The sequence below is a fragment of the Undibacterium sp. GW821-FHT11H02 genome (genome assembly GCF_058808015.1).
In genome coordinates, this window is the sequence record NZ_JBXARG010000001.1 from 170,758 (window position 1) to 195,713 (window position 24,956).

General features: G+C 46.4%; 21 protein-coding genes. 12 read left to right on the plus strand and 9 right to left on the minus strand.

The genetic code is table 11. The annotated features are described in order from the left end of the window. Nucleotides 1-41 precede the first annotated feature (41 nt). The 4 genes from AC1RR2_RS00745 (at nucleotide 42) to AC1RR2_RS00760 (ending at nucleotide 4,817) form a co-directional block, all read left to right on the plus strand. Nucleotides 42-1,250 carry a branched-chain amino acid ABC transporter permease gene (locus AC1RR2_RS00745; protein ID WP_493220383.1) on the plus strand — a complete coding sequence of 403 codons (1,209 nt, stop codon included), beginning with the start codon at nucleotides 42-44 and terminating at the stop codon, nucleotides 1,248-1,250. Next, entirely contained in the window at nucleotides 1,247-2,008 is a 762-nt protein-coding gene (locus AC1RR2_RS00750; RefSeq protein WP_493220384.1) for an ABC transporter ATP-binding protein, read from the plus strand. Before AC1RR2_RS00745 ends, AC1RR2_RS00750 begins: the two co-directional genes overlap by 4 nt. A gap of 5 nt (nucleotides 2,009-2,013) precedes the next feature. Further along, nucleotides 2,014-2,712 carry an ABC transporter ATP-binding protein gene (locus AC1RR2_RS00755; RefSeq protein ID WP_493220689.1) on the plus strand — a complete coding sequence of 233 codons (699 nt, stop codon included), beginning with the start codon at nucleotides 2,014-2,016 and terminating at the stop codon, nucleotides 2,710-2,712. Between the two features lie 74 nt (nucleotides 2,713-2,786). After that, a complete protein-coding gene (locus tag AC1RR2_RS00760) occupies nucleotides 2,787-4,817 on the plus strand; it encodes a 3-hydroxyacyl-CoA dehydrogenase NAD-binding domain-containing protein (RefSeq protein WP_493220385.1) in 2,031 nt (676 codons plus the stop codon). 849 nt (nucleotides 4,818-5,666) lie between these two features. Here AC1RR2_RS00760 and AC1RR2_RS00765 read toward each other — a convergent pair. Next, nucleotides 5,667-6,392, minus strand: coding sequence for a hypothetical protein (locus AC1RR2_RS00765; RefSeq protein ID WP_493220386.1), 726 nt, complete (start codon nucleotides 6,390-6,392; stop codon nucleotides 5,667-5,669). Between the two features lie 372 nt (nucleotides 6,393-6,764). Between AC1RR2_RS00765 and AC1RR2_RS00770 the strand changes: the two genes are divergently transcribed. Continuing rightward, nucleotides 6,765-7,301 carry a hypothetical protein gene (locus AC1RR2_RS00770; RefSeq protein ID WP_493220387.1) on the plus strand — a complete coding sequence of 179 codons (537 nt, stop codon included), beginning with the start codon at nucleotides 6,765-6,767 and terminating at the stop codon, nucleotides 7,299-7,301. Nucleotides 7,302-7,556: 255 nt separating this feature from the next. Then, nucleotides 7,557-8,000 (plus strand): hypothetical protein, encoded by a 444-nt coding sequence (locus AC1RR2_RS00775; RefSeq protein ID WP_493220388.1) that lies wholly within the window; start codon nucleotides 7,557-7,559, stop codon nucleotides 7,998-8,000. A 72-nt stretch (nucleotides 8,001-8,072) separates the two neighbouring features. Here AC1RR2_RS00775 and AC1RR2_RS00780 read toward each other — a convergent pair whose 3' ends face one another. The 3 genes from AC1RR2_RS00780 to AC1RR2_RS00790 form a co-directional block, all read right to left on the minus strand. Next, nucleotides 8,073-9,314 carry an MFS transporter gene (locus AC1RR2_RS00780; protein ID WP_493220389.1) on the minus strand — a complete coding sequence of 414 codons (1,242 nt, stop codon included), beginning with the start codon at nucleotides 9,312-9,314 and terminating at the stop codon, nucleotides 8,073-8,075. Between the two features lie 34 nt (nucleotides 9,315-9,348). After that, complete coding sequence (locus AC1RR2_RS00785) at nucleotides 9,349-10,098, minus strand: MBL fold metallo-hydrolase (protein ID WP_493220390.1); 750 nt, start codon at nucleotides 10,096-10,098, stop codon at nucleotides 9,349-9,351. Nucleotides 10,099-10,241: 143 nt separating this feature from the next. Then, entirely contained in the window at nucleotides 10,242-10,595 is a 354-nt protein-coding gene (locus AC1RR2_RS00790; protein WP_493220391.1) for a DsrE/DsrF/TusD sulfur relay family protein, read from the minus strand. Nucleotides 10,596-10,850: 255 nt separating this feature from the next. On the opposite strand from AC1RR2_RS00790, the gene AC1RR2_RS00795 reads away from it, so the two are divergent. Further along, entirely contained in the window at nucleotides 10,851-11,504 is a 654-nt protein-coding gene (locus tag AC1RR2_RS00795; RefSeq protein WP_493220392.1) for an ArsR/SmtB family transcription factor, read from the plus strand. Between the two features lie 204 nt (nucleotides 11,505-11,708). After that, complete coding sequence (locus AC1RR2_RS00800; RefSeq protein ID WP_493220393.1) at nucleotides 11,709-13,310, plus strand: ABC-F family ATPase; 1,602 nt, start codon at nucleotides 11,709-11,711, stop codon at nucleotides 13,308-13,310. 61 nt (nucleotides 13,311-13,371) lie between these two features. Here the strand turns inward: AC1RR2_RS00800 and AC1RR2_RS00805 are convergent, their stop codons facing one another. After that, complete coding sequence (locus tag AC1RR2_RS00805) at nucleotides 13,372-14,040, minus strand: hypothetical protein (RefSeq protein ID WP_493220394.1); 669 nt, start codon at nucleotides 14,038-14,040, stop codon at nucleotides 13,372-13,374. Nucleotides 14,041-14,398: 358 nt separating this feature from the next. Here AC1RR2_RS00805 and AC1RR2_RS00810 point away from each other — a divergent pair, with 358 nt between their 5' ends. The 4 genes from AC1RR2_RS00810 (at nucleotide 14,399) to AC1RR2_RS00825 (ending at nucleotide 20,359) form a co-directional block, all read left to right on the plus strand. Continuing rightward, nucleotides 14,399-14,797 carry a hypothetical protein gene (locus AC1RR2_RS00810; protein WP_493220395.1) on the plus strand — a complete coding sequence of 133 codons (399 nt, stop codon included), beginning with the start codon at nucleotides 14,399-14,401 and terminating at the stop codon, nucleotides 14,795-14,797. 113 nt (nucleotides 14,798-14,910) lie between these two features. Next, the gene (locus AC1RR2_RS00815; RefSeq protein ID WP_493220396.1) at nucleotides 14,911-16,257 is read left to right on the plus strand and encodes an FHA domain-containing protein; all 1,347 of its coding nucleotides are present in this window, start codon (nucleotides 14,911-14,913) and stop codon (nucleotides 16,255-16,257) included. Between the two features lie 370 nt (nucleotides 16,258-16,627). Further along, a complete protein-coding gene (locus AC1RR2_RS00820; protein WP_493220397.1) occupies nucleotides 16,628-18,736 on the plus strand; it encodes a hypothetical protein in 2,109 nt (702 codons plus the stop codon). A gap of 273 nt (nucleotides 18,737-19,009) precedes the next feature. After that, complete coding sequence (locus AC1RR2_RS00825; protein WP_493220398.1) at nucleotides 19,010-20,359, plus strand: serine/threonine-protein kinase; 1,350 nt, start codon at nucleotides 19,010-19,012, stop codon at nucleotides 20,357-20,359. Between the two features lie 160 nt (nucleotides 20,360-20,519). Here AC1RR2_RS00825 and AC1RR2_RS00830 read toward each other — a convergent pair whose 3' ends face one another. The 4 genes from AC1RR2_RS00830 to AC1RR2_RS00845 form a co-directional block, all read right to left on the minus strand. Continuing rightward, nucleotides 20,520-22,781, minus strand: coding sequence for a xanthine dehydrogenase family protein molybdopterin-binding subunit (locus AC1RR2_RS00830; RefSeq protein WP_493220399.1), 2,262 nt, complete (start codon nucleotides 22,779-22,781; stop codon nucleotides 20,520-20,522). Nucleotides 22,782-22,825: 44 nt separating this feature from the next. Beyond that, complete coding sequence (locus AC1RR2_RS00835; protein WP_493220400.1) at nucleotides 22,826-23,284, minus strand: (2Fe-2S)-binding protein; 459 nt, start codon at nucleotides 23,282-23,284, stop codon at nucleotides 22,826-22,828. Nucleotides 23,285-23,422: 138 nt separating this feature from the next. Continuing rightward, a complete protein-coding gene (locus AC1RR2_RS00840; protein WP_493220401.1) occupies nucleotides 23,423-24,409 on the minus strand; it encodes a threo-3-hydroxy-L-aspartate ammonia-lyase in 987 nt (328 codons plus the stop codon). Between the two features lie 148 nt (nucleotides 24,410-24,557). Next, on the minus strand, nucleotides 24,558-24,947 hold the full coding sequence (locus AC1RR2_RS00845) for a YXWGXW repeat-containing protein (RefSeq protein ID WP_493220402.1): 390 nt from the start codon (nucleotides 24,945-24,947) through the stop codon (nucleotides 24,558-24,560). Nucleotides 24,948-24,956 lie beyond the last annotated feature (9 nt).

Genomic DNA, 24,956 nt, shown 5'->3' on the forward strand with positions numbered 1-24,956 from the left:
CTCGGTTGCGTTTTCAGCCAGGCATTCGGTCATTCCTAGCTATGTTGGGTATCGCGTCGCTGACTGTCTTCATCTTATTTTTACCTGCTTTTTTTTCTTCCGGTAAGGCTTTAAGTTTCCTATCTCAAGTTTGCATTGCCTCTGTTTTTGCGCTGTCTTTTAATATGTTGTTAGGACAGACCGGCATGCTATCTTTTGGGCATGCGGTTTATTCTGGCTTGGGTGGATTTGTCGCGATTCATGCCATGAATAAAATCAGCGACGGCGGATTACATATGCCACTAAGTTTGATTCCACTCATAGGTGGTTTGGCGGGTGCATTATTCGGTAGCATTTTTGGATGGATTTCAAGTAAGAAATCAGGTATCACTTTCTCTATGATTAGTTTGGGTATAGGGGAATTAGTGTTTGCCAGTGCCTTGATGTTTCCTGGTTTTTTTGGTGGGGAAGGTGGTATTAGCGCGAATCGTGTTTCGGGTGAGCCTGTCTTTGGCATCACGTTCGGGCCGCAAATTGAAGTCAGTTATTTGATTATTTTGTGGACTATCATCGCAACGCTGGCCATGTACTTCATAAAGCACACACCTCTAGGCAAATTGGCGCAAGCCGTGCGAGATAATCCTGAACGCGTTGCTTTTATAGGCTTTGATCCACGTTGGATTCGCTTCTTAATCTTGGTCTTGTCGAGTTTTTTTGCCGGCATCGCCGGGGCTTTATCGGCTATTAATTTTGAGATTGCGAGCGCAGAAAATGTAAGCGCCGTGCGTTCTGGTACGGTACTCTTATTTACCTATATCGGTGGTATCAGTTTTTTCTTAGGGCCAGTTGCTGGTGCTGTGCTTGGCGTATTCATGTCGGTATACTTATCTGAATTGACACCCGCCTGGCAGCTCTATATGGGGATTTTGTTTATCTTGATTGTGATGAAAGCGCCGCAAGGTTTGACCGGCTTGGTAAGAGATTTTTTCAAGGCGTTTCAGCGTGCGCGTATGCAAGCTACATTGAGGCAATTTTCTTTGCGTTGTGGTGTAAACATTACCCTTGCTGGCCTGTTTGCTTTCGGGATGATTCTAATTATAGAGATGTTATATCGTCTGCGTTTTCAATCAGGCGATGAACAAATATTGCGCATGATAGGTGTGGAGTTGAATCCACATCATCTGCTTGCTTGGAATATTGCAGCGCTCATGATGGGTACGAGTATTGCTGCTAACGCAGTGCTAAAGGCGAAACAGCGAGGTCGCTTATGAGCGTGCTGAGTTTGCAGCAAGTACGGCTGGACATTGGCAGCGCTAAGATACTTCGTGGTGTCGATTTGGAATTGCGGGCAGGTGAGCGATTAGCTTTGATAGGTCCAAATGGCGCAGGGAAGTCTAGCTTATTCAATTTAATTTCAGGTCGAAATTCGAACAATGCAACAATTAGTGGCCAGATATTTTTGAATGATAAAAAAATTTCAGACTTGCCACCCCACCAGATAGCGCGACTAGGTTTGGCGCGCAGTTTTCAAGTTAGTAATGTATTTACCCACCTCAGCGTAATAGATAATCTCAGTTGCGCTGTCATGTGGCGACTGGGTTTTCGTTATACATTTTGGCGTCGATTTTCGCAGCAAAAGCAGATTCATGAGCAAGCCTTGCAATTATTGGATGCCATAGGATTAACGGCTCAAGGCGATCACATTGCTGGTGAACTAAGTTATGCAGAACAACGCACTTTAGAAATCGGTATGACAGTTGTCAGTGGTGCGCATTGCCTCTTATTGGATGAGCCCACCGCGGGCATGAGCCGCTCAGAAACAGAGAAAACCATAGCGCTGATTCGTCAGTTGAGCACAGGAAAAAGCCTGCTGATGGTTGAGCATGATATGCAAGTCGTATTTGAATTGGCCGACAGGATAGCTGTGATGGTACATGGTGAAATCATCGCTTGCGATACGCCAGAAAAAATCCGTCGTCACGCCAAAGTGCAAGAAGCGTATTTGGGTCATTTGGAGTGCACCGTATGAGTGCCTTGCTAAGCGTAAAAAATTTACATGCTTACTACGATAAGAGCCATATTTTGCATGGTCTGAACTTTGAAATTCGGCCTGGTGAAATTTTGGCGCTCTTAGGTAGAAATGGCGTTGGGCGTTCAACGACCTTGAAAGCGATTATGGGCATGGTCAGTGCCGAGGGTAATATTCGTTTTCGTGGACAAGAGATACTCGGCATGCCTAGTTTTAAAATTGCACAATTTGGCATAGGCTACGTACCGGAAAATCGCGATATTTTCGCTGAACTCAGCGTAGAGCAGAATCTGCGTTTAGGACAAAAGCCTGGAATCACAGATCAAGCACCTTGGGATTTAGATGAGATGTATGAGCTATTTCCCATCTTGAACGAGCGCAGGCATACCAAAGCAGGCGTATTGTCGGGCGGTGAGCAACAAATGTTGAGTCTGTCGCGCGGTTTGTTAGGTAATCCTGATTTATTATTGATCGATGAACCAACCGAAGGCTTAGCGCCTAAAGTCATAGAACTGTTACGCGACTTTTTTATTAAGATCAAACAACGAGGCATTGCTATTTTGTTGGTTGAACAAAAGCTCAATTTAGCCCTAGAAGTGGCGGATCGTTTTTTGATTATGGGACACGGGCAGGCGGTATTTGAAGGTGATCAACAGGCATTGCTGGCGAATGACTCGATACGACGAGAGTGGTTGGAAGTTTGAGAAAATAGTAAATTCGTTAAGCTATCGATGACATTAGAAACATAAAAATATAGAGACAAATATAGAGACAAAATATGAGCGCATCTATGCAAATTAATGGCGGCTTAGCCATCATCACGATTAATAATCCACCAGTGAACGGCCTTGGTCACGCGACCCGATCTGCCATCGCAGAATGTCTGAAAAATGCCGAAACCAATTCAGAAGTGAAGGCTATTTTACTCACTGGTAGCGGCAAAGCATTTTCGGGTGGTGCAGACATCAAAGAGTTCGGTACAGAAAAAACTTTTGCTCAACCTTCATTGCCGGTGTTGATTGAGCAAATGGATGCGTACACCAAACCCATCGTGGCTGTTATCAACGCTGTCTGTATGGGCGGCGGATTGGAGTTGGCCTTAGCTTGCCATTATCGTGTTGCGAGTAGTGGCGCGCAGATCGCTTTACCTGAAGTGAAGTTAGGGCTATTGCCCGGTGCAGGTGGCACCCAACGTTTGCCGCGCTTATTAGATATGGAGACTTGCGCCAGTATGATCACGACTGGGCAGATGATGTTGTCTGATACATTGGCCCAGCGCGGCATGTTTGATCTGTATGAGAGTGATCCACAAAAACTAATCACTAGCGCGGAGGTCTTTGCATATAGTATTGCAGAGGTGCGACCAATTCCACGCGTGCGTGACAAGTCTGCAAATGCGCCAGTCAACCCTGATTTTTTTTCGGTAAGCCGTAGCGCGCTAAAGAAAAAAATTCCTGCGCCATTTGGCTGTCTCGATGCATTGGAAGCCTGCCTCACACAATCCTTTGATGAAGGCATTAAGACCGAACGTGCGATTTTCCAGAAGCTATTGCAAAGCCCGGAGTCACTGGCCTTGCGTCATATTTTTATGGCCGAACGCGCAGCTGGAAAGATCGCTGGTGTGGATGCCAATACGCCTTTGCGTGATATTAAGACCGTGGCAGTGATCGGTGCCGGAACGATGGGGGCGGGTATTGCCATGAATTTCGCTAATGTTGGCATACCCGTGCAAATTCTGGATCTGCAAGCTGCTTCCTTAGAAAAAGGCTTGGCAAGAATTCGTAGCAATTATCAAAACGCAGTCACGAAAGGCAAGCTCACACAGGCGCAATGTGAGCAACGTTGTGCACTGATCGCCGGTGTCGATAATTATGCAGAGATAGCGCAGGCCGATCTGGTGATAGAGGCGGTGTTCGAAGAGATGCAAGTCAAACAAAGTGTGTTCGAACAACTTGATCAGGTCATGAAGCCGGGTGCGATTTTGGCGTCGAATACCTCGACTTTGGATTTAAATCAGATCGCGCGTTTCACCAAGCGTCCGCAAGACGTCATCGGCCTACATTTCTTTAGTCCCGCCAATGTGATGGAATTATTGGAGATCGTGCGCGGAGAACAAACGGCAGCGGATGTGTTGGCAACTTGTTCTGCATTAGCCAAGAAGATTAAAAAGACCGCCGTCGTTGCGGGCGTTTGTGATGGTTTCATCGGCAATCGCATGTTAGAGCAATACACCAAACAAGCGGCGTTTTTACTAGAAGAGGGCTGTACACCGCAGCAAGTCGATAAGGCCATAGAAGCCTTTGGCTTTGCGATGGGGCCGTTTCGCATGAACGATCTGGCAGGTAATGACATCAGTTGGGCGATACGCAAACGCCGCCTTACCGCAAATCCTAAGGCAATTTACTCCAAGCTTGGTGATTTGCTGTGTGAGCAAGGCCGGTTTGGGCAAAAGACTCAGGCGGGTTGGTATGACTATCAGCTTAACGACAGAACAGCGCATCCATCTGAATTAGTCAATCAAATCATCAAGCAACATGCACAAAGCTTGGGTGTGAAACAAAGACAGATCAGCGATGAAGAAATCGTTCAACGCTTAGTCTTGTCCTTGGCGAACGAAGGCAGAAAAATCCTACGCGACGGCATCGCGGCGCGCGCTTCGGATATTGATATCGTGTATTTAAAAGGCTATGGTTTCCCGATGCATCGTGGTGGACCTATGTTCTATGCCGATAGCTTAGGCTGGGATAAAGTCGACAGTCTTTTGCACGAGTTTCAACTTGGGCATAGAGGTGGTACCTGGACGATTTGAAGAGTTTGCGGTTCCTATCGCGACTTGTGGATGCTTGAAAAATGAAGAAAATTCTCTTGACGACGATAGGATTGCTAGGTTCGATCTGGTTTACTCCGGTAATTTTCGTGACTAGTATTTTTGCAACAATGAAAATTATTTGTAATCAAAATCAATGTGAGCGTGACATTTCTTCGGGAAGTTCATTTCCAAAGATGTTCTATGTTTTGGTCAGACTGCCTGCAGATAATAAAATTTAATCTGTTTTGTTGGCGGATTTAAATGAGTTTATCAATAAAAATCCAAACTCAAGTTTGCAGCTGCCATTCGACAAAGGAGTTACGAACGATGAATCGTGGGAGTACTCTGTTATAAATGAAAAATCTGGATATCAGCTTATTGAGGCTCACTCATCTGAAGGTGTTCGTATCGAAGTAAGTTATAGAGCGTCGGGTCAGTCGGTGCAGCCCTTAAGTTTGAAGGTGCTCAGTCAAGGAGTTTTGTTTTTTGCGATACTGATAGGCGGTGTTTTCACTTTTTTATTATTAGTGAAGGTAAGGCGAATGGGTAAAAAATTACGTAGTGTCGACATGGTAAAAAATACTAAAAACTAAAACAGCCATAGTTACCTTGTCGAAAATAGTGGGTTTCTTGACCTAAACTAAGGGAACTTGTATTAACCGTGAAGCAAGCCTTTCAGGTTCAACTCATCAGTTGGGGATCGATTAAAAAAATTATCTGTAAAGGTTTCAAGTCAACTTTCACGAGCTGACTCCAGTTATCTTTTCTACTCTGTATTGAACTGTCGCCGGCTTTTTTCAGTGACGTTGGATATCATATTTTGAGGGACACTAAAAGATGTATCGGTGTTTACCTTACGGTCAAATCAGCGATTATCTGTGCCGCAATTTGTTGGCTAGCACTCGTTAGATTAGTATCGATAAAGTCATTACCCTCATCGAGCCAGATCGACAGGCTGCTGGGAGGGCCAATATAAGAATACATTTTTGGGGTGGGTGCTTCTATCTGCGGCCCGTTCTTTGGTCGCACATCGACTTGAACTCGAATGACCATACTGATTTGCTCATCGCGTGTTGAATTAAGTTGCAATTCCTGCAAGACAACACTCACAATGGCTACTGACTGACTAGGATTGATAGTCCAATTTTTTTTTGCACGCTCAGTCACATTGGATTGTAGCTCGTCAAGCATGCCGTGTTTTTTTTGAACGCGTAACAAGCGTTCACGTAGTAATCTGGTTTTTTCAGTTGATAGCGCCCCTGTTAGCCCGATCACCGCACCAGTCGCCGTGCCTGTGACCCCACCCATAAGCGCACCGAGAGGAACACACAGTATAGCCAAAGGCCCGCAGGTGAGTCCCCACAGGCTTCCTGTCAATACTCCGGATTTGGCGCCAGTATTCAAATTGTTATTGAAGCTCTCGTTGTGAATATCGATAGTTTCGTTCGTTGGTAAGTGACTCCCCATTACGATTTCTATGACGTCACTTTTTCGGATTGTTGGCAGTGTTGGGGAGGCCGCACATCCGTTTAACAAAGATATCAGCGCGATTAGCTTGATCAGGTTCTTTTGCATGAATACTTTCGATGATAGCTATTGAAAAAGAACTCAAATTATCTGACTAAAACCAGGCTCACTTAGGGCCTCGACAATATGAGTTCTCTCGCCGAATTTCTTGTGTGAAAAAACATACGCTATTTACTCGAAGAATTATACCTCGTGAAGTAATGCTCACGATAACTATTAAAGCCATCAGTATGACTAGTAGAAATGTCTGAATGCAACCAAACTCGAAGAACGAAAGCCGGGTTCTACCATTTGCTAGAAATAAATGGGGTCAGGAAATAAATGGGGTCAGAACAAATTAAGACATAGGGATGAATGGGTTTAGATCAAATTAATATTATGTATTTGTCGGAAAAAAGTATTGTTCATTGATCGGCGATTATGAATCCAAACACATATAACCCATTTTTAGCAATCGCGGATGCTGAATGTTCAAACGATCCGGTCGTTCAGGAAAAGATTCTCGGGGAGGTGATTGATTTTCTCTCCAGGAATAATGAACCTCAATTGGCTGAATCTCAGTACGCGGCTGGCTACGCATGGTATTTGCGTCCCGCTGCGACAGAGCTCAGAAATAGGAATGTGAATTTCTATTTGGAGAGCACATTGCGTATTAATCCCGGTCACAAATTGGCGCTACTTTATCTCGGACATCATCTGTACGATCAAGGACAATTAGCTCAGGCACTTGAAATGTTTATGAAATTAGATACGCATGAATTTCTCAAAAGTGACCAGGCTTGGCGCGATGCCAAAGTAGCGGAACTGATACTTTGTTGCCAATTGCGGCTGGGGATTCGAGAAAATTTAGACCAGGCCGTTTCCCGTTTTTGTGATTCATTAAGTTACTGTGATCCAGAGATGAACCCAAGTCCGCTTGAACTGACGAAAACACTTTTGAAATGGAAGGCGCAGTAGTTTGAGACTGACGCCCTTAGCTTGTTTATATGATCTAGTTCACTATGGATAATGGCGAATTTTATTTGAACGCATTAAATGTTAAAGCCGTCACAAACCATGCGACAGACACCAGATGTGAAGAATGTGTCCCTGATGCGAGCATTCGAGTATATGGAAATTGATGGCAGCGTGGGCAAATCGCTCTAGGGACTGGTAAATAACAGCTGTCCTGCGAGAGATGAGTTGGATAGCCTGTAGTTTGGAAAGATGATTATGGAAGTATTGCGTTATTTTGCAGTGATTTTTGTTGTGGCAGCCAATATGGCACCCGCGGCGACAGGCAAAGCCTCATCAGTTCCACTCAGATATGTTTTTGAAGCTAGCAAAGAGGATGTGCTTAGTCTTGAAAATGGACTCACAAAGATTAAGATCGGAGATACTCTCCAGTTCGTTAAGTACATTTTAGGCAAGCCAAATGCAGAGAGTTCAGGATACAAGCCACAACTTTTCGGTCAAAACATATTCTTATTTACTAAGATTGATTATGATCTGAAACGGGTTGATCGTGAACTGAACAATATTCATGATCACAAGATTTCATTATTCTTTGATGAGCATAACCGCTTAGTTTCCATCGCTCGACTTCCTAAAGTTGAGGAAGGCAAAGTCAACGGGCATGGTGTCAGTTCCGACAAACGTACACGAGAAAAGCAGTAATGCAGCTTATGTGGTTAAGCTCTACCAGTTACACCTTTAATAAACCAATCCCATTAGGAGAATGAATTTAATTTAGATGTTGTAACTATTACGCATACGAATAGCAGTAAATACGCCCGAAAAAAACGTCAAAACCTCTACAAACCATATTGCACTAGCCACCCCAAATGCATCCGCCATCACACCAGAGAGCAAAGCGCCAAATGCATAACCCATATCACGCCAGAAGCGATATACGCCAACCGTTGATGCTCTCCACGTGGGATTAACTACGTCGCCAATCGCTGCCAAAAGTGTCGGATATACCATGGCTGTTCCAACACCCAATAAAATCGCCGCGCACATAAACCATGCAAATGTATCAAAGAGAACGATGAATGCAATTGCCATGGCTTGTACCCACATGCCCACGACGATCAGCCACTTGCGCCCGATACGGTCAGATAAGCTACCTGTAAATAACTGGCAGATACCCCAAACGCCGGGATAAATTGCAGCCAGGGTTCCTATTTGTGTAAAGCTCATACCGGCCGTGGCGAACACTAGCGGGAATAATCCCCACGCCATGCCATCGTTAAGGTTATTGACTAAGCCTGCCTGGGTGATTGCCGATAGATTGGGATTACGCCAAGTTGTCTGCCAAAAGATGTCTTTTTGCGAAGGCAATATTTGTGGTGTCTGGCTACTTAATGTCGCTTCTTGCGTTGCATGTCCTTTGGTTTCCTTCACCACTAGCACTGACAATAATAGACCTGCAACAACAAACACTACGCCCAAATAAAACGTTTGTGGTCGTAAGCCGTAGTTAGTGGCGATCCAGCCAGTCGCTAACGCAGCCAATCCCACTGCAAAGTAACCAGCAAATTCATTAATGCCCATCGCCGTACCGCGATTCTGCGATCCGGCCAGATCAATTTTCATGATCACCGTGGTTGACCAAGTGAGACCCTGACTAATACCCAAAAATAGGTTCGCCAGTAATATCCAATTCCAAGATGGTGCCCACATCAACAAAAATGGTACAGGTATCGCGATCACCCAGCCAGCAATGAGAATCACCTTGCGCCCATAGACATCCGAGAAGCGTCCAGCAAAATAATTGGTTAAGGCTTTGGATACGCCGAAAATGACGATAAAAGCCAGAATCGCGCTACGTGCTGCCAAATGAAATTCTTGCTCTGCAATGGCTGGCAAGATACTGCGTTCCATGCCGACCATTGCACCGACAAAGGCATTAACTAACACCAGCAAACTAAACTGTGCAAGATTGGCACGTAATCCAAGTTGGGGTGTTGAAATAGCTGCCGTGGTCATGGTGTTCCTTGAGCTTGCTGTATTTGGCATGTGCTTACGATGTCGCCTCAGATGCTATACCCAAATTACTGGCAATCAGACGTTCCATATCGACAGGTCTAGGCGGAATATTGGCAGTCACTGCATCGACAAATGCTTGCTGATCCAATTCCAGTAATTGATTCCAACGCTTTTCAAAACCGATGGTGGAAGTTGGTTTGCCGGAGATATCCGCACCGCAGCTACTTCCTGCCTGATGTCCCGGAAAAATCTCCAAGTCATCCGTGCGATTCAGTAATTGTGCATGCAAGCTAGTCCACAAGCGCGCTGCCATTTCCTGCTCACGTCCCGCCAGATCTGGACGACCAACCGATCCCACAAATAAAGTATCACCTGTGATCACGAACCACGGCGCTTCACTACGGCGATAGTCGGAAACTAAAAGGCAAATACTGTCTTCGGTATGTCCAGGTGTGTGCAGTACTTGAATACGCGTATTACCTGCCATGATGATTTGTTGATCTGTCAAAGCAAGGAAGGGAAAGGTGGTTTTTCCGAGATTGCTTTCATGTAGTGCATAATCAGCGCCACATAGCGCCGCAAGTTGTCGTCCACCCGATAAATGATCAGCGTGGATATGCGTATCAAAGACTGTTGTAATTGCCACATTCAATAGCTGTGCTTGCGCCAGATACCAAGCTTCGTCATCCGCAAGTACGTCTACCGCGACAGCTTTACCTTGTCCACCACAACCAAAAAAATAGGAAATGGACGCATCATCGTTGACTCTTTGTTTAAAGAACATAGCTCACTTTCAAAATCATATTCAAATAGGACTTACGCAAAATTGGCCCAGCTAGGCGTGCCGATGAAAACAGTGCTTGAGCACGGCGAGTCGGCTGCAACGACGCTGGGGCGGTTTTGCGTAAGTCCTATCAAAATCAGTGCTTAAAATACGAATACTTTGTCTGACCATTCTGTCCAGTCAGCTAACTCTTCCAAACTACCCCGATGCACACCGTGCGTCAGTTCTTCAGCTTTTAACCCGCGCGCATCTAGGCAAGAACCGCAGGCCGCGATGTTATTGGACTCAGCTTGTACAAGGACATGGAGCATCGCTTCAAGATTACCGTGATTCGCTGCCAGCTTTTGGCCGCTCTTTGCCGTGCTTGCTGCATCGCCCATCAGATATACCCGAACCACATTGCCATCGCGTTTGCTAAGTGCCCCCGCTAAACGAAGTGCGTTATAGCTTGCTTCGTTCCCATAAGGCGCACCATTAAGAATAAATAGGATGTTCATATTTGGCCTTTACCACAATTAAACTAACATTCCAACGATCATTGGAATATAATGTACTTGATATGACGAAATGGTGTCAAGCTGTATTTGCTCATGTATTTGCGCGGGTATTCGCGGGTATTTATTAAGCTCGTGGCGTTCAGATGGGCCGAGTGCTCTGAACAAGCGCGGAAATCCGATCAAATTTAAAGCGATTGCAAAACAAATCACCGCCACAAACGATAAAATGCAAGCACTCTCCACCGAAAAAAACAAATGACAAAAAACCGCCTTATCAAAGACGCTCTTTATGAGCAAGTTGCCCGTATTGGAAAAGCTGTCGCTAGTCCTAAGCGATTGGAATTATTAGAGCTGCTTTGTCAGTCGCCCAAAACGGTCGAAGCACTGGCACAAGACGCAAACATCAGTGTCAAGCTGGTGAGTGCGCATTTGAAAGAATTGAAAGCATCGCGTTTAGTCGAAAATGTTCGTCAAGGTAAATACATGATTTACCGCATCGCCAATGACGATGTCGCCAGATTTTGGGTCACTATCCGACTCTTGGCAGAAGACAGACTGTTCGAATTGCAAGACGCGGTAAAGCAACTCAGCTCGAATACGCATGAATGGGAAGAAAACAATCGACAAGAACTTTTGCGTAAAGCGAAGTCTGGCGACATTATTGTGATTGATGTCAGACCTGAATCCGAATACCTCGCAGGCCACATCCCTTTTGCGCGATCACTACCTTTAGCAGAACTCAAAGAACGATTGACAGAGCTTCCTAAGGATCGTCCCATCGTTGCTTACTGCCGTGGACCATTTTGTTTTATGTCGTCCGACGCAGTGAGCCTATTACGCGCTCAGGGGATACAAGCTGTCCAATTGCGTGACGGCGTTGCGGAGTGGAATAACTTAACCATATCTTAAATTCTTCGGATTGTTGACGTAGCTCATCTTGACGACTTGTTAATTCACATTCCCGTACTCAGTTACTTAACGAAGATGATTCGTGTACGTTTTTTTCTATTTCTCAAATTAGCACTAGTGCAGCTCAGCGGCAAAAAATCGCTTAGCGCCTAAGCACGATGATATAATGCGCGGTTAATTTAATTCCATGCAAAAGGTCTCAACGTGTTAGCAACAGCAAATATCACCATGCAGTTTGGCCCTAAGCCACTGTTTGAAAACATCTCAGTTAAGTTCGGCGAGGGTAATCGCTATGGTTTGATCGGCGCCAATGGCTGCGGTAAATCGACTTTCATGAAAATTTTGGGCGGTGATCTGGACCAATCTTCGGGTACTGTCATGCTCGATCAAAATGAGCGTTTGGGTAAATTGCGTCAGGATCAATTTGCGTTTGAAGACATGCGTGTACTCGATGTCGTCATGATGGGGCATACAGAAATGTGGGCAGCGATGGCGGAACGCGATGCGATTTACGCCAATCCTGAAGCGACTGACGACGATTACATGAAGGCCGCTGATTTGGAAGCCAAGTTTGCTGAATATGATGGCTACACTGCAGAAGCGCGAGCGGGTGAATTGTTACTGGGCGTAGGCATTCCTACCGATCAGCACCAAGGTTTAATGAGCTCAGTCGCACCGGGCTGGAAACTGCGTGTATTGTTGGCACAAGCTTTGTTCTCGAATCCAGATATTCTCTTGCTCGATGAACCAACCAATAACTTGGACATCAATACGATTCGCTGGTTAGAAGACGTGCTGAATCAACGTAATTCTACGATGATCATCATTTCCCATGATCGCCACTTTTTGAATCAAGTCTGTACTCACATGGCCGACATGGATTACGGTACTTTGAAGATTTATCCAGGCAATTACGATGAATACATGCTGGCATCTTCTCAGGCACGTGCTCAGCAATTAGCGAATAACGCTAAGGCGAAAGATAAAGTCTTAGAGTTACAAGATTTTGTGCGTCGCTTCTCAGCGAACAAATCGAAGGCGCGCCAGGCAACATCACGTGCTAAACAGATAGAAAAAATCAAGATCGAAGACGTTAAACCTTCTAGCCGTCAAAATCCGTTTATCCGTTTCGATGGCGAGAAAAAATTGCATCGTTTGGCAGTGGAAGTTAAGCACTTATCCAAAGCCTACGACCAGAAATTATTCGACAGTTTCGACATTATGGTGGAAGCGGGCGAAAAAATTGCGATCATTGGTGCCAACGGTGCGGGTAAGACGACTTTGTTGCGTTGCATAGGTGGTGCTGATCTGTGCGGCTTAAGCGCTGATCGCGGTGAAGTGAAATGGGCAGAAAATGCTAATCCTGGTTATATGCCACAAGATCCTGCAGAGAACTTTGCGTCAGACAAAAATCTGACCGACTGGATGGGCATGTACACGCAAGAGGGCGACGATGATCAGGCTGTGCGTTCTATACTGGGTCGTTTATTGTTCAGTGGTGATGACGTTAAGAAGTCGGTCAAAGTCTTATCCGGTGGTGAAAAAGGTCGCATGACTTACGGCAAATTAATGCTCGGTCGTCATAATGTTTTGTTGATGGATGAACCAACCAATCACATGGACATGGAATCGATTGAATCCTTGAACATCGCTTTGGAAAAATATGCTGGCACACTCATTTTCGTCTCACATGATCGTGAATTTGTCTCGTCTTTAGCTACACGCGTGTTAGAAGTTAAAGATGGCAAGATTATCGACTTCCGTGGTACCTATGAAGAGTATTTGACTAGTCAGGGTATTGAGTAAGATTACCCAGAAGTGACCATAAAAAAAGACCAGAAAATTCTCTGGTCTTTTTTTTATCGATCTAATTTTCTAAAAACTCAGGATCATCTAAAGAAAAACTAACATACATGCGCTCGTCAAATTCATCGCGCAATGCGATCGCTTTGTCTTTACCTTTCGCATGCAAGATAGCGGACACGTAGGCTTGGCGGAAAGCGTGAATATCGTACAAAGTGTTTGCCTTGGCGAGTTTTCTTTGCAGGAAGAATCCTCTAAAGCCGAGATTTTCTTTAATCAGGTCAGCCAGATAAGATTTCATCATATCGACCCGACTCTCTCTAGGGCCATCATTATCGTTCGCTTGTAATAAGGCATTCAAATCAGCTCGCCAAGCGGCAGTTTCTTCTTCGGATGCTTCAAAGATCGTTTGAGATTCTTCGATTGAACCCAGGGTATTGTCTGCCATATTAGTAATTGTGGCGGGCGCTGTTAGGTCCAAAGTATCATTGCCATCGATAACAGGCGACTCTTCCGCTTCGATTGACACCCTTTGAATAAAACCATTCTCTTGCAGTTCGTCTAAGCTTTGCGCCGTCAATCCTAATCCGCCCGTTTTCTTGACCAATTGCGCATCACTTTGCTTGCCATCGATCAGTACCAACAAAGAACGCATGCGTGAGGGCAGATGCCACTTTCTAGTGGCGATTTCTTCCCTGCCTTTATCGGTTTTGTCGTAAATAATAATTTGCATGAAGCATCTGCCTTTTTTCAATTCGGAATATTTTAGCGCGAAATGAGAATTTTTCCTGAGAGAATGATTTTTATTATTGCAGCGTCTTGTTACCGGCTTATTTCTATTGACTGAAAATTATCAAAATCAACACTAGCAGCTATCGTAATCTTGGATGGCCAAGTCTCTTAAAGCCAAGCTATCACTGCTTAATTTAATCGAATTTCGTCAGTCATCATAGGAAAATATCATAAAAGGAATATTTTTTTTAATTTTTCATATTCATCGCTAGATTTCGTCTTATACCTTTGCCTCAAGACCCATAGCTCTGATACCATCGGCGCTTCACTTCAATTTGAAATTTACTTCACTTCCATCTATGCGAATTCTTGTTTCTCTTAGTCTCTGGTTAGTCTTGTTGGCTACGTCGTCGTTGGCCTATGCCGATGCATTTGTCTGTACAAATCAACAAGGCAAAAAAATCTTCTCCAGCGAGCCCTGCGAGAAAAAAGGCATGAAAGCAGCGACGCTTGATTTTCCTGTGAAATCAGGTCAGGCAATCAATGCAGTTGTGATCGCACCGCAAGTCATGTCATCAGACAATGTGATTTTGCCGGGTGGTACCGTGGTGAAAAAGCGCGAACCGGGCGAATGGCCGCTGGAAAAACCAGTGGTGTACTTTTTGATGACGATGCTGGTCGCGATGGGTGCCTTGTTTTCTTTGATTTTCTTCCGCTTTTTCAAAGCCCATCATCGTAAGTTGAGTTTGGATCGGTGAATTGCTGTTTCTACCTACGAGCGAGAAATAAAGAATAAACAGCCCTCTATTCCAAGGACTCAAAATCGTGGCCCGGTATTACAGTGCAATAGTGCTGCATACCTGAAGTCACTATGAACAGAATTCAAAGCCTAGATCCGACCCAAATTCCTTTACCTCAAAACTTGGGAAGCAATACCACGGGCACAAAGCCAATAATGCATTTACGCTTTAGTGGCTATGATCCGCGCGCAGCCGGTGGGCGTCAGACGCTTAAACTTGAATTTCGTGGCGAACTCGCGCCATCAATACAGCAGATTGATTGTCGCTTCCGTTCAGAATTATTGACGGCGTCAAATACTGTGCAAGTTTTGTCGCGCACACCATCAGGTTTGTGGCCACCGCTGATTCTGAGTTTTTCAAGCAAACATAAAGAACATGGACAATATCCTTTGGAAGTCCAGCTGCATTACAAGGATGCGGCTGGTGAACCTCATCTTTGGATTTGCACCGCGACTTTATTGTTGCCTCGATCCGATGCAAGTTTGAGTGAAATTCATCAGGTATTTTTGGCCACACAAAAAAATGTACGGGTGTTGGCGGAGGATGGTGCGATCGCTAAACTCAGTGGTCTGCAGCAGGCGCAGGATTCACAGCATGGCAATCTGGACATCGCGATTTATGCCAAGGATGCCGCCATTGCGCAGCTCGATATGACTGGTGCCAGGTCTCATGAGAGTGGCATGAGTGGCAAGTTTGACATAGGACTTAGTAGTATCGCCTGGGATGAGGAATTACTCGAAGTCGCCGTGCCCAGCTTCCAGAATTTGACGGGTAAAGCGCGAGCTGCAGCGCTTCCTTTAGCTAAGGCGGTCAAACTTAAAAGCGCTAGTTTATTGGCTAGAGATCTGCCCCCAATTCGCTTGTTTGCTTTGGAGGCGTGGGTGTTAGGGCGTAAGCGCCTACGTAATCAGCTTGCTGATATTCTTCTGTGTCACCGCGATGCAGCGCTCACGAAACGCATCAGCGCTAAGCATGCTAGTCTGCGACGCAATGATGATGGTGAGCTGGAGATCATCGATACTTCGCGCTACGGTGTGATCGTCGATGGATCGATACTGGAAAAAAATCAGCCACGGCAACTACTTGCAGGTATGCAGATCGATTTTTGTGCCAGCTTCAAAGGCATAGTGCAATTGCGAGTGGTACAGATTTTCCCGCATGCGGTGTTGTTGCACCGAATCGTCGATGCCCATGTCACAGAACTCCTTTATTTAATATCACCTGAGTTAGCGCCAGAGGAGGGGGCTTGTAACGCGTCGCACCTCTTCTTATTCTTTCATCATCAGGGTCAGTTTTGGCATCGCGATTCAGAGTCCTTGCAAGACCGTCGCCTTGAACCAGGAGCTGACTTATCTGCCTGTCATGCGCGCCTGTACCGCTATCAATATAGGGCTGACGCCTATCCTGATTTGCCGTGATAAGTTGGAAATTGATATGCACGATTTGAGCTACTTTTCCCCTTCTTTTCAGCTCACTCAATAAACAGCTGAGTGCTATTCTTTTCCTTAGGACTTACGCAAAACAGACACTGGCGTTGTTGTGTTCGCCTCGCCGTGCTATTGCACTGTCTTCGGCTCCACGCCTAGCCAGCGCAATTTTGCGTAAGTCCTATTCCTTATTGTAATTGTCTCAGTGCAATTTCTTATATTGCGTTTTTTGTTTGTTCCCAAGTAGATGCTTGGGTGGGAGTTTGGTATGCGCAAGCTTTTTTCTTATCCGAAGATATCTTGTGCTCGTTGTGAGCATGAAAATAGACAAGATTCTGATTACTGCGCGCGGTGCGGCTTGATGTTGAGTAGCCCCAGGCATGATGCGGTACTGCGTCAACAACGTTGGCTGCCAGCCGATGATGAAGTCGCAATCTTCTTTGCCGTGCAATCTATCGACAAAATTGCAAAAGACAATTTACAAATTCCTGCCCGCGCCCGGGCCTTTATTTTGCAGAACCAACGCAGCGTCGAATTGTTTGCCGGCGATTACGATAGTGCAGGCCTGCGTGCCAAAACCAGACATTTTTCCGCAGATCTGCCCCTAGAAATTCTGATTACCCGCTCATTGCCTTTTGCCTTGCATTTTCATTTTGAAGACTTGCATACGGTGGAATTTTTACCGATGCAAGTGAGATGCTTGGTGCGTATCAAGATCGAGCAGGTCGCCCTGTTTGCTCAACATTTTATGAGCGCACCGGGCAGTATTACTACTTTGCAGTTACAAGAAATATTCGAAGCGACGGTGCGCCATGCTCTGCAAAATTGGCTCAGTACGAAATCATTGCGCGAGATTCAAGACCAAACTGAACTGGCAGCACAATTCGATACGCATTTGTTGACGAATCTGAATTCGCATCTGACGCTCTATGGCTTTGCCGCAACGCAAGCGAGTGTGCAAGAACTGCGTCATGAGAAATTATCTGGCGACCGGGAAAAACTCAGCGAACAAAGTATTAGCACCGGCCTGCAAATCGATGCGCAGCGTAGCCAATTGGATCATGCGAAAACTGCGGATACCTTGTACAGCGAACGTGAATGGCAAAAAATTACCAAACAAGAAGAACAAGTACGATTGCGCTACCGTCACGAAGAAATGCGCCAGCAATTTGCTAAAGACTTAGGCTGGCTATACCTGAAAGGCGAACACGACAAGGCGAATAAACGCCTGTCGCGCGCCAAGCTACAACAAGATGAAGCAGAGCGCTTACAAACGATACGTCTACGTGAAATTGAGCTGTATGGACAAATTGCTGACGCCCATAACCGCAAACAAGCCACCAATAAAAGCACCGCCGACACTATACGTGAGCTAGAACATAGGCTGAAAGAAAAATCAGAAACCCGTCAGAACGAAGCTGATCAATGGCTGCACATACGTAGCTTAGCGCGTATCAAAATGCGTTCTGAATCTGAGATTAGTCAACTTCATTGCAAACAGGCCGAACAGTTATTGCAGCAACAAATCGAACAACAAATTAAGCGAAATCAGCTTGAGCACGAGATTGCGCAAAGTCGTTTAATTGCCGATCGTGATGAACAAAAATATCAGATTCAACGACTAAAAGAAAAGCAAGCACGGCTGGAGCAGCATGAGCAGGAGCTGGAAGATGAACGTCAAAAAAATCGCCTAATCAACATCGGTATCGAAACCGAAGTACGAGCTCGTGAGTTCCAACGTATGCAAGCTTGGGAAGAAGAGCTGCATCAACAAAGGACACGTGATCTGCACAGAGAAGAGAGACTGAAAGACACCGATACCGCACTAAAAGTAGCGCAAGTTCAGACCGATATTGATAGCCTGCAAACTCATACAGAACACACTCGCTCGGAGACGCAGCACGCAAAATTATTGCGCACCTTGGAAGCCCATCAGCGCTTGATACTGCAAGAGCAACAGCAAGAACAGCAAAAAGCTGTCCAGGCTCAAGAGCTAGAAAAAAGTCGCCTGCAGATGAGTCAGGAAGAAGAGAATAATCGCTGGCAGCGCCAGCAGCAGCACCTGGCCGCAGAACAGCAACAGGAAATAGCCAAGGCCAAAATAGAAATCGAACGCTTGAATGCGATCGCCAATTTCAGTGAAACCGGCAAAATCGCTACCGCAGAAGTGCCGAATGCGACTGCTCTGGCCGAAGTCATGAAACTGCAAACTCAGGCTAGCATGAGCGCGGAACAGATTTTGGCGACGCAAGCGGGACAATCTATGCATGCGGCGCAGGCGATGAGTGCCTTATCGCAGATTCAACAGGGAATGAGCCTGGAGCAGGCGATGAGAATGCTACAAGAACGACTGCGGGAAGAGCGTGAGGAGAGAGAGGCTGATTTACAAAGGCGACATGAGATAGATTTAACGATGGCGCACAATTTGGGGCAACATCGGGTTCATTCACCATCCAGTGGCAGGAAGTAAAGATCTTGAAAGCCTTAACTCAGATAAATCGTTTGAGATGAATCATAGTGGGTGCAATAAATAATTTGTCTAGGGCGGGTGAAATCCGCGCTGCCAGGATTTTTAAAAAACGCCGTGATGGGAATTGATGCGCGAAGGCCTATTTAAACGATGAAAACCTTGCCAATAATTCGCAGTGCGGTTTGCACTGGCCTTCCGTTAAAGAAATAATTTTTCAGTCAGAATTTTTAATATCAGCAAGCAGGCAACCCGCTCAGCAAGACAAACCAGATCATGCAAAAACCATTACAAAGAATCAGAGAATTGCGTGATCTGCTCAACGAAGGTTTGTTGACCGAACAAGAATTCACGCTCAGAAAAAATGCCATCCTCGACAATGCTTTTGGACCTGATGGCAAGCTCAGCTCCTCTAATGAGCACCACGATACGGATGAAGGTACTGATCTGGGTTTTATCGCAGGTCAGGAGCTAGGCGCGCAGGCAAAACGGTTTAAGTTAGAGCGCTTGTTGGGTGAGGGCGGTATGGGACAAGTCTGGCAAGTCACTGACTTGGCAACGCAAGCTGCATTAGGGCATAGCGAAAAACTCGCTTTAAAGATTTTGCCGCCACAATTCACACAAAGCGCGCTACATACGCGCTTGCTGATTGAAGAAGCGTCCTTGGTGCGCAAATTGGCGCATGAAAATATCGTCAGAGTCTACGACTGGGCGCGCGATCCTGCGACCAATAGTTACTTCATTATGATGGAATATCTGGACGGACAAAATCTGGACACCTATCTCAGCAAGCATCAGCGCTGTGAATGGAAACAGGTTTTGAAAATCTTGTTGCCTGTCGCCCATGCTTTGCAATACGCCTGGGATAAACACAAACTAGTGCATCGTGATCTGAAACCGAGTAATTTATTATTGACACAACTAGGTGAAGTGAAACTGCTCGATTTTGGTATCTCAGCACGCCTGCGTAGTCAAACCGATGCCGGGCTCAGCACGGCAGGATTTGCCAGCACGCGTTCGCCTCATGCCGGTACCGCAGGTTACCGTGCACCGGAAGCAGGTAGTCAAACAGCGCAATACACGCCGGCTTTGGATGTGTATGCCATGTCCATCATGATATATCAGATGCTGGAAGGTGCTCTGCCTTTCGGTGACTATCGACACCATCAACAAACCGTAAACAAGCCAGCCGCATTAAGTGATGCACAGTGGCAGGTCTTACAAAGTGGTTTTGCCTTGTCAGCGGAACAAAGACCTGCCAGCGCCTTGAGCTTGCTACAAGCCTTGATGAGAAGCGCGCAGGTAACGGAGGCCTCGAGACAACAGCGTGAAGCTCCGGCAATGCCAGCACTGGATGCAGCAGCACAGCAACGTGCCAAACAAAGGCAGCAAAGAAAGGAATTAGAGCAACAAAGACGGCAACAGGCTTCACTTGCCTTGCATGCCTTAGTGGAAAAACAGCGCCGCTTACAAGAACAAGAAAGCGCTAGATTACATCAGGCGAAAATGGTCCAGGCAATAGAGCGAGACAGAGTCAAGAAGAATGAGATTAGTTGGGAAGAGGCACAACGTTACTTAACTTCAGTTACCCAAGAGCGCGGCGAGAATGTGAATAAATTTGTGTAGATCGTGAGCACTGGCAAATAAAAAAACCTCAATGCCGAGGCGCCGAGATACGCAGAGATACGCGGAGAAAACCAGTCAAATCCTCGCTTTTCTCTGCGCTCCTCGGCGCCTCTGCGTCCAGGCGTTGAGAGCTTTGTTTTTTAGACGCTAAATAGTCACCTCATACCTTCAAATTAAACGGCAAACTACGAGGCGCCGTTCCGGTCAATTTTGCAATCGCATTTGCAAATGCTGGCGCCAGTGGTGGCAAGCCTGGCTCACCCATGCCGGTTGGTGGATCAGCGCTTGGAACTACGTGCACGGTCATTTGCGGCATATCGTTCATTCTGGCTACCGCGTAATCGCCAAAATTACTTTGCTCTACCACACCATCCTTCAATGTGATCGCCGCATTTTGTAGGCACATGCCCAATCCCATTAAGGCTGCACCTTGCACTTGTGCTTCTATGGTTTTTGGATTGACCGCCAAATTGCAATGGACAGCTGCCGTGGCAGTATGCAATTTGGCCTGACCGTCCTGTATCGAAGCAGTCACAACATAGGCGACCACGGTTTCAAATGACTCATGCACGGCGACACCCCAAGCTTGACCTTTTGGCAGCCGGCGCTTGTTGTAGCCGGATTTTTCTACTGCTAATTTCAAAGCGGCTGTATGGCGTGGATGTTTGTCGCCGAATTGTTTGAGTCGATAGGCAACCGGGTCTTGTTTCGCGTTGCGGGCAATTTCATCGATCAAGGTTTCCATCACATAAGCGGTATGGGTAGAACCGACACTGCGCCACCATAAAACAGGCACGTTCACTTTTGGATGGTGTACGGACAGACGCATCGGTATTTGATAAGGATCGCGCATACCTTCGATGGCGGTGCCATCGATGCCATCTTTGATCAAGAACCCTTCAAACGGCGTACCTGCGACGATGGATTGACCCACGATCACATGATCCCAGGCTTGTACCTGACCTTGTTCGTCGTAAGCAATTTCCGCACGATGTACATGCATAGGACGATAGTAGCCGCCTTTAATGTCATCTTCGCGGCTCCAAATGGTGCGTATCGGCGCTTGTATCCCTGCACTGCGCGCTGCTTTGGCGACATTGCAGGATTCGACCACGTAATCACAACTGGGCACAGCACGACGGCCAAAACCACCACCTGCCATTTCCACGTGCAAATTAATATTTTGTGGTGGCACACCCAAGGCTTGTGCTGCAGCCATACTTTCCACTCCTGGCATTTGCGTACCTACCCAGAGTTCAGCCTTACTGCCATCCGCACTCAAATGTACGGTGCAGTTCAGCGGCTCCATTGCCGCATGCGCTAAGTAGGGGAAAGTAAATTCCGCTGTAATTTTTTTCGGTGAGGACGCAAGTTTGCTGAGGTCTGCTTTGAAATGCAGTTTCCCCGGAGTTTTAGCTAATTCTTGGTATTGCTTTAATTGCGCAGCACTATCCACTTTTTCAACACCGCTCGCGTCCCAGTCGAGTTTCAACGCATCGCGACCTTGCTTGGCTTGCCAGAAGCCATCGGCAATGACGGCAAGGCCTTCACCGCCGCGATCCACAGCGATCTTGAGAATCGCACGTACTCCTTTAACTTGTTTCGCAGCGCTATCGTCGTATGACTTAAGTTTTGCACCAAAGACAGGAGGATGAGCAATCACCGCAGTCAACATGCCAGGCAGTCGCACGTCGATACCGAAATTTTGTTTGCCACTTGATTTGTCAGCGGCGTCTAAGCGACCAACTTGTTTGCCTATAATTTTAAAAGCCTTAGGGTCTTTTAAATTGATTTTTTCGGGTACGGCTAATTTCATTGCCGCTTCTGCCAATTCGCCATAGCTCAAGGTCTTGCCATCAGCCCGTATCACCATGCTGCGATCAGTGCGCAACACATCGGGATTGAGCTTCCATTGTGCGGCTGCGGCGGCAACTAACATGGCGCGGGCGCGGGCGCCTAATTCACGATACTGCATATAGGAATGTTTAATCGAACCGGAACCTCCTGTCAGGTGCATACCAAACGCTGGATCGACATAGGCGGGATCAGCACTGCCATGCACGGCTTGGACCTTGCTCCAATCCGCATCTAATTCTTCCGCCAAGATCATAGGTAGGGCAGTGTGCACGCCTTGACCAAATTCTAAGCGATTAATCGTGACGGTGATCTTGCCGTCTTTGGCAATTTGAACAAAGGCTGCCGGTTGTTGAAACGGTTTTAATCCGGCCGCTGGTTTATCTGTTTGCGCGACTGCGGGGAACATACCTAAAGCGAAGCCGCTGGCGGCACTGATTTTTAAGAAATTACGACGGGAGAATGATGCTGCCTCATTGTTGGTATTGCTCTTTTGTATCATGGCCGCGATCCCTTTTGGGAGCTCGCTCAGATCACTCATCATGTTATTTTTTGAATAGAAGTGCATGGCTGTATCCTTGTAGATGAAAACTGTAGTGAACGCGAACTCGACTATGCCAGAGCAGCGGCGGCCGCTTTGATTGCACCGCGTATCCGTTGGTAGGTGCCACAGCGGCAGATGTTGCCTGACATTGCCGCATCAATATCGGCATCGCTGGGTTTTTTATTGGATTTCAATAAGGCCGTCGCACTCATAATTTGCCCACTTTGACAGTAACCACATTGCGCCACATCGTGGGCGATCCATGCCGCCTGTACCGCTTTGCCGACTTTATCGTTGGCGATGGCTTCTATCGTTGTGATCTTACGACCCGTGACCGTAGAAATCGGGGTTATGCAAGAACGAATCGCCTGACCATCGACGTGTACTGTACACGCACCGCATTGAGCCACACCGCAACCATACTTGGTACCGCTTAAACCTAAACCATCACGTAGCGCCCAAAGGACTGGTGTGTCAGGTGCCAGATCGAGCGTACTTTCTTTGGTGTTTACATTTAGTTTTAACATAGCAATGTCCTGATTGAAATACGGTGAAGGAGGGGCGCTTTTTTTGAAAACTTGAACTGATTAATAATAGTACGATAAATTAAGAAATCACGAAAAACTTCACTAATTTACTTTGTTGAAAAAAAGCCATGATGAGGCCTAGCTTTCTTCCTGGACGAATTTTGCAAAACGACTTAAATCAATATTGCCACCCGAGATGATGACACCAACGCGTTTGTCTTTGAGGTCAAGCGCGCCACTCATCGCTAATGCCGCAGCCAGACAGCCAGTTGGCTCGACCATGAGTTTCATCCTGCTGGCAAAGAACTTCATGGTGTCAACTAATTGAGTATCGCTGACGGTCAAAATGTCATCAACGTGCTGCTGGATCACGGGAAAAGTATGTTGTCCCAAATGCTGTGTTTGCGCACCGTCTGCGATCGTGTTGGGTGTGTCGATGTGCACAATTTTGCCACTATGCAGACTGCGTTGCCCATCATTTCCTGCTTCAGGCTCCACACCAATTACCTTGCAATGAGGATTTAATGCTTTGGCGGCAGTCGCGCAGCCGGAGAGCAAGCCGCCGCCGCCCAAGCATACCAATAAATAATCGAAAGGATTAGCAGCTGATCCTGCTTCTTCAATCAGCTCTTTGGCACAGGTCCCTTGACCCGCCATCACATGAGGATGATCGTAAGGAGGGATTAGAGTTAAGCCTTGCTGTTCGGCTAATTGCCGACCGATTGCTTCTCTGTCTTCGGTGTAACGATCATAGAGAACGACTTCGCCACCATAGCCGCGCGTGGCTGCGACTTTGATTGCTGGGGCATCTTTAGGCATCACAATCACGGCACGCATGCCAAATTGTTGTGCCGCTTTGGCGATTGCCTGTGCGTGATTGCCAGAAGAAAAAGTCACTACGCCACGAATTTTTTGTTCCGGCGTAAATTGCAATAGCGCATTGCAGGCACCACGAAATTTGAAGGCACCGCTAGACTGAAAATTTTCACATTTAAAAAACAGTTGAGCACCGGTTAATTGGTTCGCTGTAGTTGAAGTTAACACTGGCGTTTTTCGCACGAAAGCCGAAATACGTTGGTGCGCCAGTTCGATGTCGGCGTAAGAAAATGTTGAGCTGACTGTCATGAGCGTAAAGTCCTATTTCATTGCAAGAGTAGGCTTATTTTATGCGAGATAAAAAGCGATGACGCAAAAAAAATCACCTGTCATCGAATAAAGAGGGCAGGTGATGTTATTTACACTTGACTAGCAGATAATGAACTACCGACTTAGTCTAATGTCGTCTTGGATTGTGGGGCTGTCTATCATTTCTATCTCTGACGCCATCGCGATCATGATCAGATTGACCCCGTTTCCATTTGCCTCTGTGCATGGTCCATTGATTGCCGTTTTGTTCCCAGCGCGGCTGTTCATAGTCATAGCCACGTTGATTACGTAACCAATAGCCTTTGACCCAGGTATGACGACGTCCACGCGCTTCCCAATGTCCATCGGCCCAGGTGTAACCCTGTCTGGCTTGTGGGCGGTACTCAACACGCGGCTCGGGTGGTCCATAACGAATCACCACTCCCAGGTTTTGTGCTGAGACATTGCTGCTGTAACTACTTGCCAGCGCGCCGAAAGTCAGCGAGCAACAAGCGACAACTACGATTTTCTTCAACATGATATCTCC

What these genes read in the sequence shown, in the direction of transcription:
- AC1RR2_RS00820 (WP_493220397.1), top strand. Translation starts at nt 16,628, where the DNA reads ATGTTGAGTAGCCCCAGGCATGATGCGGTACTGCGTCAACAACGTTGG.
- AC1RR2_RS00825 (WP_493220398.1), top strand. Translation starts at nt 19,010, where the DNA reads ATGCAAAAACCATTACAAAGAATCAGAGAATTGCGTGATCTGCTCAAC.
- AC1RR2_RS00795 (WP_493220392.1), top strand. Translation starts at nt 10,851, where the DNA reads ATGACAAAAAACCGCCTTATCAAAGACGCTCTTTATGAGCAAGTTGCC.
- AC1RR2_RS00845 (WP_493220402.1), bottom strand. Translation starts at nt 24,947, where the DNA reads ATGTTGAAGAAAATCGTAGTTGTCGCTTGTTGCTCGCTGACTTTCGGC.
- AC1RR2_RS00805 (WP_493220394.1), bottom strand. Translation starts at nt 14,040, where the DNA reads ATGCAAATTATTATTTACGACAAAACCGATAAAGGCAGGGAAGAAATC.
- AC1RR2_RS00840 (WP_493220401.1), bottom strand. Translation starts at nt 24,409, where the DNA reads ATGACAGTCAGCTCAACATTTTCTTACGCCGACATCGAACTGGCGCAC.
- AC1RR2_RS00785 (WP_493220390.1), bottom strand. Translation starts at nt 10,098, where the DNA reads ATGTTCTTTAAACAAAGAGTCAACGATGATGCGTCCATTTCCTATTTT.
- AC1RR2_RS00810 (WP_493220395.1), top strand. Translation starts at nt 14,399, where the DNA reads ATGCGAATTCTTGTTTCTCTTAGTCTCTGGTTAGTCTTGTTGGCTACG.
- AC1RR2_RS00765 (WP_493220386.1), bottom strand. Translation starts at nt 6,392, where the DNA reads ATGCAAAAGAACCTGATCAAGCTAATCGCGCTGATATCTTTGTTAAAC.
- AC1RR2_RS00830 (WP_493220399.1), bottom strand. Translation starts at nt 22,781, where the DNA reads ATGCACTTCTATTCAAAAAATAACATGATGAGTGATCTGAGCGAGCTC.
- AC1RR2_RS00790 (WP_493220391.1), bottom strand. Translation starts at nt 10,595, where the DNA reads ATGAACATCCTATTTATTCTTAATGGTGCGCCTTATGGGAACGAAGCA.
- AC1RR2_RS00815 (WP_493220396.1), top strand. Translation starts at nt 14,911, where the DNA reads ATGAACAGAATTCAAAGCCTAGATCCGACCCAAATTCCTTTACCTCAA.
- AC1RR2_RS00780 (WP_493220389.1), bottom strand. Translation starts at nt 9,314, where the DNA reads ATGACCACGGCAGCTATTTCAACACCCCAACTTGGATTACGTGCCAAT.
- AC1RR2_RS00775 (WP_493220388.1), top strand. Translation starts at nt 7,557, where the DNA reads ATGGAAGTATTGCGTTATTTTGCAGTGATTTTTGTTGTGGCAGCCAAT.
- AC1RR2_RS00745 (WP_493220383.1), top strand. Translation starts at nt 42, where the DNA reads ATGTTGGGTATCGCGTCGCTGACTGTCTTCATCTTATTTTTACCTGCT.
- AC1RR2_RS00760 (WP_493220385.1), top strand. Translation starts at nt 2,787, where the DNA reads ATGAGCGCATCTATGCAAATTAATGGCGGCTTAGCCATCATCACGATT.
- AC1RR2_RS00835 (WP_493220400.1), bottom strand. Translation starts at nt 23,284, where the DNA reads ATGTTAAAACTAAATGTAAACACCAAAGAAAGTACGCTCGATCTGGCA.
- AC1RR2_RS00770 (WP_493220387.1), top strand. Translation starts at nt 6,765, where the DNA reads ATGAATCCAAACACATATAACCCATTTTTAGCAATCGCGGATGCTGAA.
- AC1RR2_RS00750 (WP_493220384.1), top strand. Translation starts at nt 1,247, where the DNA reads ATGAGCGTGCTGAGTTTGCAGCAAGTACGGCTGGACATTGGCAGCGCT.